Source organism: Bacillus aerius (assembly GCF_029894105.1).
Classification (GTDB): Bacteria; Bacillota; Bacilli; order Bacillales; family Bacillaceae; genus Bacillus; species Bacillus altitudinis.
Map to the genome: position 1 here is coordinate 1,861,158 of NZ_JARYHO010000001.1, position 13,234 is coordinate 1,874,391.

Sequence of the window (13,234 nt, forward strand, 5' to 3'; positions counted from 1 at the left end):
AAACGAGACGTTAAATGAGCGGGAGTGATTGTATATGCTAGATTCAGAATTTTCAAATCAATTAAAAGAGATTGTCGGTGCGCCCAATGTCCAAGAAAGCAAGGCGGATCGTCTTGCCTACTCTTATGATGCGACACCAAATTTTCAACAGATGCCAGATGCCATCGTGACACCTCGCACGGCAGAAGAAGTGCAGCAAATTGTGAAACTGTGCGCCTCTTACAAAGTGCCGATCGTCCCAAGAGGCTCAGGGACGAATCTGTGCGCAGGAACATGCCCTACTCAGGGCGGATTGGTGATTCTCTTTACTAGAATGAATCAATTATTAGAAATAGACGAAGAAAATTTAACCGCAACGGTGCAGCCTGGCTTAATTACGCAGGAGTTGATTCATCAAGTAGAGGAAAAAGGTCTCTTCTACCCGCCTGATCCAAGCTCTATGAAAATTTCCACATTAGGCGGCAATATTAACGAAAATTCAGGGGGACTGCGGGGGTTAAAGTATGGAGTCACAAGAGATTATGTCCTTGGGCTTGAAGTGGTTTTGCCAAATGGTGACATTATCAAAACAGGCGGAAAGCTTGCAAAAGATGTCGCTGGCTATGATATGACTCGATTGTTCGTTGGTTCAGAAGGAACACTCGGGATTGTCACAGAAGCGGTGCTAAAGCTCCTGCCGCTTCCAGAAACGAAACAAACAATGCTTTGTTTATACGAAAGCCTTGAAGAAGCTGCGACTTCTGTATCGGCCATCATTGCTGAGCGTATCATTCCTGCTACATTAGAATTTATGGATCAGCCGACCCTTGAAGTCGTTGAAGATTTTGCAAACATCGGCCTGCCCACCGACGTTCAAGCTGTGTTATTAATTGAACAGGACGGCAACCCTGAAGCTGTTTCTCGTGATATCCAAAAAATCGCAGAAGTCTGTGAGCAGCACGGGGCTAAAAGCGTCAAGATTGCACATTCAGAAGAAGAGGCAAGTGCGCTCTTAACAGCGAGACGCTCTGCTTTATCTGCCCTTGCTCGATTAAGTCCTACAACGATTTTAGAAGATGCTACCGTTCCCCGGTCTGAAATTGCCAATATGGTTCGTGCAATCGAAGACATTGCACGAAAGTACGAGGTGAACATTTGTACGTTTGGTCATGCAGGTGATGGCAACTTACACCCCACTTGTGCGACAGATGCAAGAAATGAAGAAGAAATGAAACGTGTAGAAGCTGCCTTTCAGGCCATTTTTGAAAAAGCCGTTGCACTTGGCGGCACGATTACAGGCGAACATGGCGTGGGTCTCATGAAAGCCCCCTATTTGGAGCTGAAGGTCAAAAAAGAAGGAATCGCTGCCATGAAGGCGATTAAACAGGCACTTGACCCAGCAAATATCATGAACCCAGATAAAGTGTTTGGAAAAGCCTCAAGAAAGCGAGTGGTGGTCTCATGAGTTCTTCTTCTAAGCAAAAAGAGATCCAGCAGCAGTTTCAGGAGCAAATGGATGAAAAGGAGCTGCTTAATTGCATGCGCTGCGGCTTCTGCCTCCCTTCCTGCCCTACTTATATTGAATCTGGACAACAAGAAACGCACTCTCCTCGGGGCCGAATTGCGTTAATGAAAGCTGTAAGAGATGGCGTCATTGAGCCAGATGAAGATGTTGAACATTCCCTTAATCTTTGTCTTGGCTGCCGTGCATGTGAACCAGTCTGCCCTTCTGGCGTCAAGTATGGACAGTTGCTAGAAGATGCCAGAGACATTATTCAACAACATAAAAAACAATCATTTCCTGTCAAATTGATGAGACGTGTTGTGTTTAAAGGTCTCTTTCCGTCACAAAGTCGTATGCGACAAGCTGCTAGTTTCCTTCGATTTTATCAAACATCTGGTCTGCAAACAGCCGCCAGGAAGACGCGCATACTGAAGGTGCTTCCCTCCCATTTACAGTTGATGGAACAGGCACTTCCAAAGGTGCCGCCTCAAAAGAAAAAACGTTTGAATGAATATAAAGCCATTGGTCAGGCAAAAAAACGGGTGGCGTTTTTTACTGGCTGTTTAATGGATACAGTTTTCTCAAACACAAACAAAGCGACCATTCATCTCTTGCAGCTGGCAGGCTGCGATGTGATCGTTCCTCCTATACAAACGTGCTGCGGCGCGCTACATGGTCATAGCGGAGAAAAAGACCAAGCAAAACAGTTAGCCAAGCGTAATATTGAAGCATTCGAGGAAACAGATGCCGATGCGATTGTCATGAACGCGGGCGGCTGCGGTGCCTTTTTAAGTGATTACAGTCATTTGCTTCAGGATGACCCAGATTTTCAAAAACGAAGTAAAGCCTTCTCACAGAAAATAACCGATATATCAAGCATCCTTGTGGAGCTGGAGTTTCACCGCCGCGTGCCACTGGCTTTGCCAGCGCAAGTAATCACCTATCAAGACTCCTGTCATTTACGAAATGGGATGAATGTACAACAGGCGCCGAGGGTGCTCATGAAAGCCATCCAAGGGGTAACGTTTAAAGAAATGAAAGATGCCGGCCGCTGCTGCGGTTCTGCAGGAATCTACAATATCTTGCAGCCAGACATGTCGATGCAAATTTTAGATCATAAAATGACGGAAGCGAGCAACACAGCTGCAGCTGCCATTGTGACGTCGAATCCCGGCTGTCAATTACAAATGGCAGCAGGCGTCAAAAAGGCAGGACATATGCCTAGCATGAGAGCGATTCATCTGGCTGACTTTTTATTAGAAGCCGTTCAATATGGAAAAAAAGCGTCCAGCTCATGAAGCTGAACGCTTTTTTTATGCATATCTTCAGACGATTGGTTGGATAATAGAGGAAAATCGCGGAAGGAGATGGTTCAAGTGCTGAAGAAAAACAAATCAAAACAGAAAGACCCGAATTCAGTATTTGAGGCACTATCGCGTTCCTCTGATTTTATCAATGAATTATCAAGTTCCGGAGGTTTCCTTTATAGAATTTCTTTTTTTCGTCCTTTAATTAATGGCAACCTCCTTCATGAACAAATCTTGCCTTTTATTCAGCAATTGCATCTGACACCCACCCTTGAAGAGCTGAAAGAACACATCCCAATCGAACAAGCTTTGATTACGAGGGACCTTCAAAAAGTGGAAGAAGCTCTTCATCGAGGCAGTATTGCTGTTCGAATTGAGACAGACTGGGGCAAAGCGCTCCTTTTGCCGATTGAAGAAAAGAAAGGCAGACAAGTGAGCCAACCTGAGATTGAATTCGGGATTATCAGTGCGCAGGAAGCCTTTGTGGAAGGGCTGAAACTTGCTCAGACGCAGGCTGCCCACTCCTGACCTTAAAGTAGTTGAACACACAGTTGGTACCCTTTCTCAAACGAAAGTAGCCGTTGTATACATAGAGAATATCGCCAACCCGCAGAACATTGAAAACCGTTCTTCAGCGGATTCAAGATGTTGACTATGACCAAATTCTAGATTCTAATTATCTTGCGCAAATGCTTTATGATGTGTCCAATACAATCTTTCCATTGTTTTTAAATACAGAACGGCCAGACAGGGTTTCCTCAGGTTTAACGGAAGGAAAAATAGCCATTATGGTTGACGGTTCGCCTCATACCCTGCTTGCACCTACAATTTTACTCGAGTATTTTTCTACAATGGAAGACTATAACATGTCTTGGATCGCAGCATCCTCCTTTCGGCTGTTACGCATTTTTGCTGTAATTTTTTCTATTTTTGCAACCCCTTTGTATGTAGCTGTTTTAACGTTTCACTATGAACTGATTCCTAAGGACTTATTAGAGACGATAGTCGCATCACGCTATCTCGTGCCCTTTCCGCCTATTATTGAAGCATTATTTTTAGAGATATCGATTGAGCTACTTAGGGAAGCCGGTTCTCGCCTTCCTGCAAAAGTCGGACAGACGCTCGGGATTGTTGGAGGTATTGTGATCGGACAGGCTGCGGTTGCAACGGGATTAACAAGTAATATCCTGCTCATTATAGTTGCATTATCAGCTCTTGCCTCTTTTGTCACCCCTATTTATAAAATGGGGACAACCATTCGTCTCTTACGTTTCCCATTCCTTTTTGCTGCACAAGTGTGGGGAGCGCTAGGGATTTCGCTGATGGGGGCTTTTCTTCTTACACATTTAATGAAATTAACGTCTATAGGCCAGCCTTACTTAGAGCCAATCTTTCCACTTCGATTAGCCGATTTAAAGGGTAGTTTGATTCGTCCCCAGCTCCGCTTTTTGAAAAAACGTCCAGAAAATTTACGCCCGCAAAATGAAACGATACACCGCCAAAAGCCAAAGCAAGGCCGTAAGGGGAAAAATGATTTTTATGAATAAGGAAGTGAAGGCATGAGCTCTTCTTCTGTGAAAGAAAAATTTCAAGTATCCCCTTTTTTTGTGTTTTTTCTGATCAATGCCAATCAAGTAGGTGTTGGTATTTTAAATTTCCAGACGAATCTTGTCCGGACGATTAATAATGATGGGTGGATCGCCATTTTAATTGCTGGTGCAAGCGTCAATTTGATGATTTTCCTCATTTACTTTTTGTTTAAAAAAGCACCTACTGACGAATTTAGTGACATTACGCAATCTGTGTTTGGTAAATGGCTTGGACAATTCATCAACATTCTCTACATTTTGTATTTTTCTTCATTGTCTTTGATTGTGCTTGTTCATTATATGGATGTGATCCATGTTTGGCTGTTTAAAGAAATTCCTGGTCTTTTATTTGCATCAGTGCTGCTCATCCTCGTCTATTACATTCACACAGGCGGATTTAGAACAATCGCTGGCTGGGCATTCTTTAGCATTGTCCTAACGTACTGGATGACCTTTATCTGCTTTTATGTCATGAAATATAGTCACATCCGGTTTATGTTCCCAATGTTTGATCATTCATTTTCACAACTCATGATGGGGGTCAAAGATGCCTCTTTATCCATGTTTGGTTTTGGAACATTGCTTGTCTATTATCCCTTTATTAAAAAAGCACAAACGTCGCAAAAATTTGCACATATGGGAGTGTTGCTAACTACATGCCTGAATTTGCTTGTATTTCTCGTCTCTATAGCGTACTACTCAAGTGCTCAGCTCGAACTAACGAAATGGCCGACATTGACATTAACCAGCATTGTCAAACTTCCGTTTATCCAGCGCTTTGAATTTATTGAAGTGTCGCTATGGCTTTTGCTTATCGTTCCAAATATCGCTATTCCATTATGGGCAGCCAGCAGAATGGCAAAACAAGTGTTTCAAACGAGCCAGCGCACCACGTTAATAGTTCTCAGCCTTCTCATTCTCGTCATGTTTTCATTTTTTATTAGAGCTACCTCATTTGAGACATTTAATAAATGGGTGGAATATAGCGGATACATCCTCATCTATGGATTGATTGGATGTATGATCATTGTGCTGCTGCTAAAAAAAAGGTGGGTGAAAAAACGAACATGAAACATTCTATTCTGATATGTCTCATGTTATTGAGTCTTTTCTTAACGAGCTGTGCACAGCCTCGTCTCTTAGATGAATTAAGTATCTCACAGGCGGCGGGATTTGACTTATTGGAAGATGGAGAAATGAAGGGCTTCTTTGTTTTCCCTGTTTTTAAAAGCGAAGAACAAGGAAGCTATCAAATTGTAAGTGCTAAGTCAAATACCATTAGTAATATTCAGTTTCTTGTTTCGGAAAAATCGCCTTTCCCCGTTGTCATGGGACAAGTACTCGTGATTTTAATAAGTGAAAAGCTGGCGAAAGAAGTGGGCATGATTGATTTGATGAATTACATCTATCGTGATCCGATCATTGGGTCTCGTCAAGTATTTGCCATAGTAGACGGAGAAGTTGAAGATTTATTGCATACAAAAATGAATCAAACCAACTTAAATATCGGTGTATATCTTTCAGATTTACTGGCTCAAAACATGCGAAACGGCAATCAACCTGTGACCAATCAGCATATTTTTATGAACCAGATGATGGCAAAAGGCGTGGACGCCTACCTCCCTTACATTAAAAATACAAGCAACTCTATTAAAGTGTCAGGTGTCGCTCTTTTTGATCAAGAAAAAATGGTTGGGCATATTCCAGGGGAAGATACGTTTACGTTTAAAGCGATGATTGAAAATCATAAAAATGGGATTTATGAGTTTCGATTTAATGACAGAAAGAAAACCCATGTTGTTATTGAAAATATCAAATCACATGTGTCTTATCACATTAAACCAACTGAAAACCTTTCAAAAAAGCCTCATATCACCATTGATATCAAGCTGAAAGGTGAGTTAAAAGAATTTATGAAATCAAAAAAAATCGATACGCCTTCTATCTTGCAGCATGTTGAAAAAGAAGTGGAGGAGCGTGTGGCCCAGCAAGGAAAAGACCTTGTTCAATCCTTTAAAAAGCAAAAAATTGATCCACTTGGACTTGGTTTGAGGTATCGCTCTAAAGATAAAGCCATGACACCGGAGGAATGGCAAAAACTCTACCCTGATGCAGATGTTCAAGTGAATTGTCATATGAACATTGTCCAAACGGGTGTCAGCCAATAAAAAAGACTGTATGAACAGGTTCTCCCTTCTTGTACAGTCTTTTTTAATCTTCATCTTTTACGTCCGGGTCCTCAGGGATTGGTTCATTTAAGATGTCTTGAATGAGCTCTTTATATTGTTCTAGCTGTTTCATATGGGTTTGAAACTGCCCTTGATAAATGAGATACGATTCCCCGTCAAATACGTAACGAATCTTTTTTTGCTGGATTAATTTTTCAACATATGCTTCTGATACTTCTAAGTATTCAGCTGTTTCTCCAATTGTTAAATACATGCATGTGCACCACCGTTCGTTTCATCTTACAAATTATATCACGAGCTGGTGAAAAAACAGATATCGCTTGTTCATGTTTTTTTCATCTTTTCTTCACTGATTCGTCAACTCGCTTTTGTACAGTATTCATACACCCACTCAAACACTAGGAGGTGATGATCCTTCGCATGACAAAGAAAAATATTCGGACCTATGCCACATTTTTAACTGTAGGCGCAAACAATACGATGATTGACTTTCTGTTCTTCTTTTTTTTCACTGCTTGCTTTGTTCCCTCTTTTCTTGCACAGTGCTCTCCTATACAGCAGGAATGCTGAACAGTTATGTTTGGAATCGAAAATGGACGTTCCAAGTAAAAAAGAAAGCGGACAGGTGGGAATGGATCAAGTGGGCCACAGTCAACGGCGCAGCGTGTCTCCTCACCTATGTTGTCTTATATGTCATGCAACAAGCAGGATTCTCATTATTCATTAGTAAAGCGATTGGTACCCTTCTTGGCATGATGATCACTTTTACTGGAAGCCGTCTATGGGTGTTTCCATCAGAAAATAAACGATCAGAAATGGAGCGATGATTCAATGAATATCAAAAAAGCCGTTATACCAGCAGCCGGATTAGGCACACGTTTTTTACCCGCAACGAAAGCACAGCCAAAGGAAATGCTGCCGATTATCGACAAACCCGCCATTCAATACATAGTTGAGGAGGCTGTTCAATCAGGCATTGAAGATATACTGATTATCACAGGAAGAAATAAAAAATCGATTGAAGATCACTTTGACCGTTCGATTGAGCTAGAACAGAATTTGCTTGAAAAAGGAAAAAAAGAACAGCTGGCTGAAATCAAACATATTGCGGATATGGCCAATATTCATTATATTCGTCAAAAGGAGCCCTTAGGTCTTGGACATGCGGTATTATGTGCACGTCATTTTACTGGCAATGATCCTTTTGCGGTGCTTTTAGGTGATGATGTCATGGTGTCAGAAAGACCTGCACTCTCTCAGCTCATGGAAGTCTTTGAAGACAAACAAAGAGAGGTCATTGGCGTCCAGCAAGTGGATCGTCTAGATGTCAGTAAGTATGGTATGATAAGACCAGCTAGAGTAGACGGTCAAGTGTTTGAAGTCACAGACTTAGTGGAAAAGCCAGCTATTCATGAAGCTCCTTCCGATTTAGCCGTGATGGGCAGGTATCTGTTAACACCATCGATTTTTCCTATTCTACAAGGAATCGAGAGAGGTGCTGGGAACGAAATCCAGCTGACAGATGCGCTGAAAATCATTGCACATGAATCACCCATTTATGCAAAACAATTAGATGGGATGAGATTTGACGTTGGTGATAAGCTGGGTTCATTTAAGGCAGCGGCTGAAATTGGATTAATGCGTCATGATATGCGGCCAGCCATGCTAGCATATATGCAAAGCATACTCATGAGAGAAGCAAAACAAGCATAGGCTCTTATAAGGATGCTTGAAGAAAATTCGTATTTAAAGGCAGAGTGAAATGAATGGGAACCTTGTTTAATGAAATTTTAACCTGGCTGACAAGCCTTGGTTACGCAGGTGTTGCACTCGGACTGATGATTGAAATTATCCCGAGTGAAATTGTACTTGCCTACGGCGGATATATGGTGTCAACAGGAAGCATTGGATTTGTTGGAGCCGTCATCGCTGGGGTTATTGGAGGAACACTTGCCCAGTGCTTTATTTACTGGATCGGTCTTTACGGCGGAAGACCTTTTTTAACAAAGTATGGGAAGTATTTATTCATCCATGAGCATCATATTGCCACGGCAGAACGCTGGTTTGACCGATATGGAACTGGTGTCGTATTTACAGCTCGTTTTATCCCAGTCGTGCGCCACGCGATCTCGATTCCAGCTGGTATTGCAAAGATGCCATTTCTCAAATTTGTTCTTTTGACCGGATTAGCCGCCATTCCTTGGTCCATTCTATTTATTTATCTTGGAATGCAGCTTGGGACAAAATGGGACCACATTCAAAGTGTCGCTCACACGTATACAACACCAATTATGGTCATTGCCATCGTTCTGATCGTACTGTATTTCGTTTTGAAAAAAATTCGCACAAATCGAAAACGGACAATCTAACGAAAACGCCTTTCACTCGTCATGTGAAAGGCGTTTTTTCTATGCGTGCGTCGATTGTTTTTTCATATATTGAGATAATTCCATAATCATTGCACCCATTCTTTCAAGTGAAGGGGCTAGAATGCGGTTTATCCCCTCTTCTTTTAAAGCTTCAGCTGTGACTTTTCCAACAGCTACAGCTAATACATGCTGCTCGAATAGATGTTGCAGTTCTTCTTTTTTGCCCCATTCTTCTGCTAGTTTGAAAAAGGCATGAACCTGAACAGCAGTTGTAAAACAAACGGCATGGACCTTCCCTTCTTTCATTTCTTGAAGCAAAGTGTCCGCCGCCTCTGGTTCAGGGGGCGTGTGCTGATATGGCATGAGCTGCAAAACGTCTGCTCCTTTGTGATGTAAAAAATCAATGAGAGCTGGTGCATTTTCGCCGTGAAGCTGCACCATGACCCGTTTACCTTGAAGTTCTTTGTCTTCTAACTTTGAAATGAGGTCACGAACGGTTCCATCTTCATCAGAAACATCTGGCTGAATGCCGTGTTTTTTTAGAGCCGCGAACGTTTTGTATCCTCTTGAAGCGATATGGGCACTTGATAAAATGTTCATAAAAGCTTCTCGAAGCTGCAGCTCTTCTGCACTTTCAATTAATGTGTCTGTGCCGATACCCGTTGTTAAAATGACCCAGTCAGCTCCCTTCTTTACAAAGGTTTCTATGCCTGGCTTCAATTCCTCTTTGGCTAAAAATACAGTGCCCTGAAGAGAACGAATAACAGCTTGTCCTCCTTGCTTTTCAACAAGTGTACGCATTTCTTCTGTTTTTCTTGTTCCGCATATGGCAATGGTCTTTCCAGCTAAGCCTTTACTCATTCTCATCCCTCTTTTTCTATCACATGTATGATGTATTGTATTAAATATAGATTTATTTGGAAGACGTTGCAAGTGTCTACTAAAAAAGAGCTTGACGTTTCTATCGAATTCGAGTATCTTTTGTAAGTGCAAATTGTAGGAGGTCATTATGGAAAAACAGAATGTTCAAGCAATTCGATTATCAATCGCAGACCCAACACCACTTGGTTTGTTTGGTTTAGCAATGGTGACGCTTGTTGCGTCTTCACAAAAACTAGGAATCACAGATGGCACATCCCTTATTTTACCTTGGGCTATCTTCCTTGGAGGAATCGCGCAGCTGATTGCGTCCATACAAGATTCAAAGCATCATAATATTTTTGGAGCCACTGCCTTCGGCGCATTCGGTCTTTTTTGGATGGGCGTTGGAACCACTTGGCTCATTCAAGCGGGCGTTTTTGGGAAAACGCTTGCGGGAGCTGCGGACCCAAAACAACTAGGTTTTGCTTTTATTGGTTATTTGATTTTCAGCTTATTTATGACGATTGGTGCAATGGAAACACATAAAGTATTGTTTTTGATTTTCGTCTTTATTGATTTCTTATTCATTGGCCTGTCCCTAAGCTCGTTTGGTGTGATGTACGATGTGACTCATACGATGGCTGGTATTGCAGAATTGATTATTTCTCTTCTTTCATTTTATGGTTCTGCAGCTGTTGTGCTGAATACACATTTTGGTCGTACAGTACTGCCAGTTGGACAACCATTTCGCGTGTTTACTAAAGCATAAATAAAAAAGAACTGCTCTTGGCAGTTCTCAGGCTGTCGAGAAAATCTCGACAGCTTTATTTTTCCCCTTAAATTTTCCACTACCCCATTTTATAATAGAGAAAAGCCCACTAAAGGAAGGTGTTTTTCTCATGTTCCACACTAGAAATTCTTCTCAGCACGAAGCTGAATTTGTATTGCTAGATCAACTGGTCGAAGAGGATCACCTGCTTCGTAAAATTGATCAGTACATTGATTTTTCATTTATCGTAGATAAAGTAAGACCGTATTATAGCGAGAATAAAGGTCGTCCTTCTCTTGATCCACTTATTTTGTTCAAAATGATGTTTATCGGATACCTGTACGGTATCCGTTCTGAAAGACAACTTGAAAAAGAAATTTACTATAACATGGCGTATAGATGGTTTTTAGGTTTGAACATCAATGACCCCGTTCCTCATCACTCGACCATTAGCTGGAATCGTCGTACTCGATTCAAAGATACAACGATTTTTCAAGACATTTTCGACGAGATTGTGCTTCAAGCTATCAATCATGATATGGTAGGAGGCCGCGTTCTTTTTACTGATTCAACTCATCTTAAAGCCAATGCCAATAAACATAAATATATGAGAAAAACGATTGAACAAGATACCCAGAACTATATAAATGATTTAGAAGAAGCGATCCAAGAAGATCGGGTGGCACACGGAAAAAAGCCCTTAAAGGTAAAAGAGGAGGTGAAAACGGAAAAAGACATTCGTCAAAGTACGACTGATCCTGAAAGTGGCTATCTTTATCGTGAAAACAAACCGGAAGGCTTTTTCTACCTAGACCACCGTACAACGGATATGAAGTACAATATCATCACGGATGCCCACATCACGCCCGGTAATGTCCATGATTCTGTTCCGTATCTTGATCGGTTGGATCACCAAATCGCACGATTTGGTTTTCAAGTAGAAGCTGTTGCCCTTGATTCTGGTTATTTGACGACCCCAATCTGTAAAGGTTTATCAGATCGCCGTATTTTTGGTGTCATCGCACATAGACGCTTTCATCCAACAAGAGGTTTATTTGAGAAGTGGAAATTCAAGTATGACTCTGAACATGATCATTACATATGCCCAAATGGTGAGAAGCTATTATATACAACAACTGATCGAAAGGGTTATCGATTCTACAAATCAGATCCTAAAAAATGTGCATCGTGTTCTTTCCTTGAAAGATGCACAAGGTCGAAAAATCATCAAAAAGTCATCTCAAGACACATATGGGAAGAACATAAAGAAAAGATCAGACAAAATCGTCTATCTGTCTCTGGAAAAGAGCTATATAAAAAAAGAAAAGAAAAAATAGAGCGAAGCTTTGCAGATTCAAAACAACTGCACGGGCTTCGCTACTGCCGGTTGAGGGGAAAACAAAATGTGAGTGAGCAAGTTCTTCTCACAGCTGCCTGTCAGAACATGAAGAAGATTGCCACACATCTAGCGAAGCTAGGTTAGGTGTGTGGGAGGCCTTTTTCATTCAATCTCATCCATCATCATTACGATGAAAATAAAAAAGATTGTAGAAAAACATGAGTTTCTCTACAATCTGAGAACTGCTCTTGGCAGTTCTTTTTTTATTCTTATTTTTCTTGTTCCTCTTGAAATATCTCTGCAATGATTTCATAAGAACGCATTCTTTCTTGATGGTCAAACATATCAGAATTAATCATGACTTCATCTGCTTGAGTCTCCTCAATAAAGGCTTCTAACTCTTTTTTCACCTTTTGTTTATCCCCGATCATCGTCGAACTTAATTGTTCGTCCACCATCGCCTTCTCATATGGACTCCATAGCCCATCCATACTTTCAACAGGGGCTTTGAGTTTTCCTGGTGTATTGCGAATGAGGCTCAAGAAGCGCTGATAATGAGACGTCGCCAAATATTCAGCCCGCTCTGTTTGATCAGCAGCAAAAACCGTCACACCAACCATCGCATAAGGTTCTTTTAACACATCTGAAGGTTGAAATGACTGTCTGTATAATTCTAAAGCAGGGATGGTATTTTTAGGGGAGAAATGTGCCGCAAAGGCAAATGGCAGTCCCAGTTCTCCTGCAAGCCTTGCACTAAAACCACTTGAACCAAGAAGCCAAATTGGTATATCCAATCCTTCTCCCGGAACGGCTCTTACATGTTTTTTGACCTGACCAGTCGGTTTGAAATATTGCCGAAGTTCTTCAAGCTGCTCAGGGAAATCCTCCCCATTATGAAGATTACGTCTAAGTGCCCTTGCCGTTAACTGATCTGTTCCGGGTGCCCTGCCAAGACCTAAATCAATTCTCCCTGGATACAAAGTCTCCAGTGTTCCAAATTGTTCTGCAATAACGAGTGAAGAATGGTTTGGAAGCATAATCCCCCCAGAACCAACCCGGATCTTTTCAGTCCCTCCGGCAATATATCCAATTAAGACGGATGTTGCTGAACTCGCAACCCCTTCCATATTATGATGCTCCGCAAGCCAATATCTATGGTAGCCCCACTTCTCAGCTTTTTTTGCTAAATCCATACTATGTTCAAATGACTCTTTGATTGTGCCACCTTCTGTTACAGAGGATAAATTTAACACGGAATATGCTGCACGTTGTAAAACTGATTGACTCATACATGATGCCCCATTTCTTTCAAAAATCATACTAGTTTC

The 13,234-nt window shown here is 41.5% G+C and carries 11 protein-coding genes and 2 pseudogenes; 10 read left to right on the forward strand and 3 right to left on the reverse strand.

Annotation, left to right across the window (positions count from 1 at the left end):
• The first annotated feature begins 34 nt into the window (after positions 1-34).
• The 5 genes and pseudogenes from glcD to M2353_RS09545 all read left to right on the forward strand — a co-directional run bounded on the left by glcD (position 35) and on the right by M2353_RS09545 (position 6,547).
• Positions 35-1,444, forward strand: a complete 1,410-nt coding sequence (glcD, locus tag M2353_RS09515; RefSeq protein WP_284725331.1) for a glycolate oxidase subunit GlcD — start codon at positions 35-37, stop codon at positions 1,442-1,444.
• The gene (locus tag M2353_RS09520) at positions 1,441-2,781 is read left to right on the forward strand and encodes a (Fe-S)-binding protein (RefSeq protein ID WP_052320521.1); all 1,341 of its coding nucleotides are present in this window, start codon (positions 1,441-1,443) and stop codon (positions 2,779-2,781) included. Before glcD ends, M2353_RS09520 begins: the two co-directional genes overlap by 4 nt.
• A gap of 78 nt (positions 2,782-2,859) precedes the next feature.
• Positions 2,860-4,337 (forward strand): annotated as a pseudogene (locus M2353_RS20215) (spore germination protein).
• A gap of 12 nt (positions 4,338-4,349) precedes the next feature.
• Entirely contained in the window at positions 4,350-5,450 is a 1,101-nt protein-coding gene (locus M2353_RS09540; RefSeq protein ID WP_284725335.1) for a GerAB/ArcD/ProY family transporter, read from the forward strand.
• Positions 5,447-6,547, forward strand: a complete 1,101-nt coding sequence (locus M2353_RS09545) for a Ger(x)C family spore germination protein (protein ID WP_284725336.1) — start codon at positions 5,447-5,449, stop codon at positions 6,545-6,547. The genes M2353_RS09540 and M2353_RS09545 overlap by 4 nt, the downstream gene beginning before the upstream one ends.
• Positions 6,548-6,590: 43 nt before the next feature.
• Here the strand turns inward: M2353_RS09545 and M2353_RS09550 are convergent, their stop codons facing one another.
• On the reverse strand, positions 6,591-6,821 hold the full coding sequence (locus M2353_RS09550) for an excisionase family DNA-binding protein (RefSeq protein ID WP_008346618.1): 231 nt from the start codon (positions 6,819-6,821) through the stop codon (positions 6,591-6,593).
• A 155-nt stretch (positions 6,822-6,976) separates the two neighbouring features.
• On the opposite strand from M2353_RS09550, the pseudogene M2353_RS09555 reads away from it, so the two are divergent.
• The 3 genes and pseudogenes from M2353_RS09555 (at position 6,977) to uptA (ending at position 8,937) form a co-directional block, all read left to right on the forward strand.
• Positions 6,977-7,395, forward strand: a pseudogene (locus M2353_RS09555) (GtrA family protein).
• A gap of 4 nt (positions 7,396-7,399) precedes the next feature.
• Entirely contained in the window at positions 7,400-8,281 is an 882-nt protein-coding gene (gene galU, locus M2353_RS09560) for a UTP--glucose-1-phosphate uridylyltransferase GalU (RefSeq protein WP_061419301.1), read from the forward strand.
• A 53-nt stretch (positions 8,282-8,334) separates the two neighbouring features.
• Positions 8,335-8,937, forward strand: coding sequence for an undecaprenyl phosphate transporter UptA (gene uptA, locus M2353_RS09565; protein ID WP_007499192.1), 603 nt, complete (start codon positions 8,335-8,337; stop codon positions 8,935-8,937).
• Positions 8,938-8,976: 39 nt separating this feature from the next.
• On the opposite strand, the gene M2353_RS09570 is transcribed toward uptA, so the two are convergent.
• Entirely contained in the window at positions 8,977-9,798 is an 822-nt protein-coding gene (locus M2353_RS09570) for a uroporphyrinogen-III synthase (protein ID WP_284725337.1), read from the reverse strand.
• A gap of 148 nt (positions 9,799-9,946) precedes the next feature.
• On the opposite strand from M2353_RS09570, the gene M2353_RS09575 reads away from it, so the two are divergent.
• Both M2353_RS09575 and M2353_RS09580 read left to right on the forward strand, forming a co-directional pair.
• Complete coding sequence (locus tag M2353_RS09575; protein WP_007499188.1) at positions 9,947-10,567, forward strand: acetate uptake transporter; 621 nt, start codon at positions 9,947-9,949, stop codon at positions 10,565-10,567.
• A 130-nt stretch (positions 10,568-10,697) separates the two neighbouring features.
• Positions 10,698-12,050, forward strand: a complete 1,353-nt coding sequence (locus tag M2353_RS09580; RefSeq protein WP_096880954.1) for an IS1182 family transposase — start codon at positions 10,698-10,700, stop codon at positions 12,048-12,050.
• A 125-nt stretch (positions 12,051-12,175) separates the two neighbouring features.
• Here the strand turns inward: M2353_RS09580 and M2353_RS09585 are convergent, their stop codons facing one another.
• A complete protein-coding gene (locus M2353_RS09585; protein WP_284725338.1) occupies positions 12,176-13,195 on the reverse strand; it encodes an LLM class flavin-dependent oxidoreductase in 1,020 nt (339 codons plus the stop codon).
• Positions 13,196-13,234: the final 39 nt, after the last annotated feature.

Coding starts and splice junctions, on each gene's coding strand:
- glcD (WP_284725331.1), top strand. CDS start 35: ATGCTAGATTCAGAATTTTCAAATCAATTAAAAGAGATTGTCGGTGCG.
- M2353_RS09520 (WP_052320521.1), top strand. CDS start 1,441: ATGAGTTCTTCTTCTAAGCAAAAAGAGATCCAGCAGCAGTTTCAGGAG.
- M2353_RS09540 (WP_284725335.1), top strand. CDS start 4,350: ATGAGCTCTTCTTCTGTGAAAGAAAAATTTCAAGTATCCCCTTTTTTT.
- M2353_RS09545 (WP_284725336.1), top strand. CDS start 5,447: ATGAAACATTCTATTCTGATATGTCTCATGTTATTGAGTCTTTTCTTA.
- M2353_RS09550 (WP_008346618.1), bottom strand. CDS start 6,821: ATGTATTTAACAATTGGAGAAACAGCTGAATACTTAGAAGTATCAGAA.
- galU (WP_061419301.1), top strand. CDS start 7,400: ATGAATATCAAAAAAGCCGTTATACCAGCAGCCGGATTAGGCACACGT.
- uptA (WP_007499192.1), top strand. CDS start 8,335: ATGGGAACCTTGTTTAATGAAATTTTAACCTGGCTGACAAGCCTTGGT.
- M2353_RS09570 (WP_284725337.1), bottom strand. CDS start 9,798: ATGAGTAAAGGCTTAGCTGGAAAGACCATTGCCATATGCGGAACAAGA.
- M2353_RS09575 (WP_007499188.1), top strand. CDS start 9,947: ATGGAAAAACAGAATGTTCAAGCAATTCGATTATCAATCGCAGACCCA.
- M2353_RS09580 (WP_096880954.1), top strand. CDS start 10,698: ATGTTCCACACTAGAAATTCTTCTCAGCACGAAGCTGAATTTGTATTG.
- M2353_RS09585 (WP_284725338.1), bottom strand. CDS start 13,195: ATGAGTCAATCAGTTTTACAACGTGCAGCATATTCCGTGTTAAATTTA.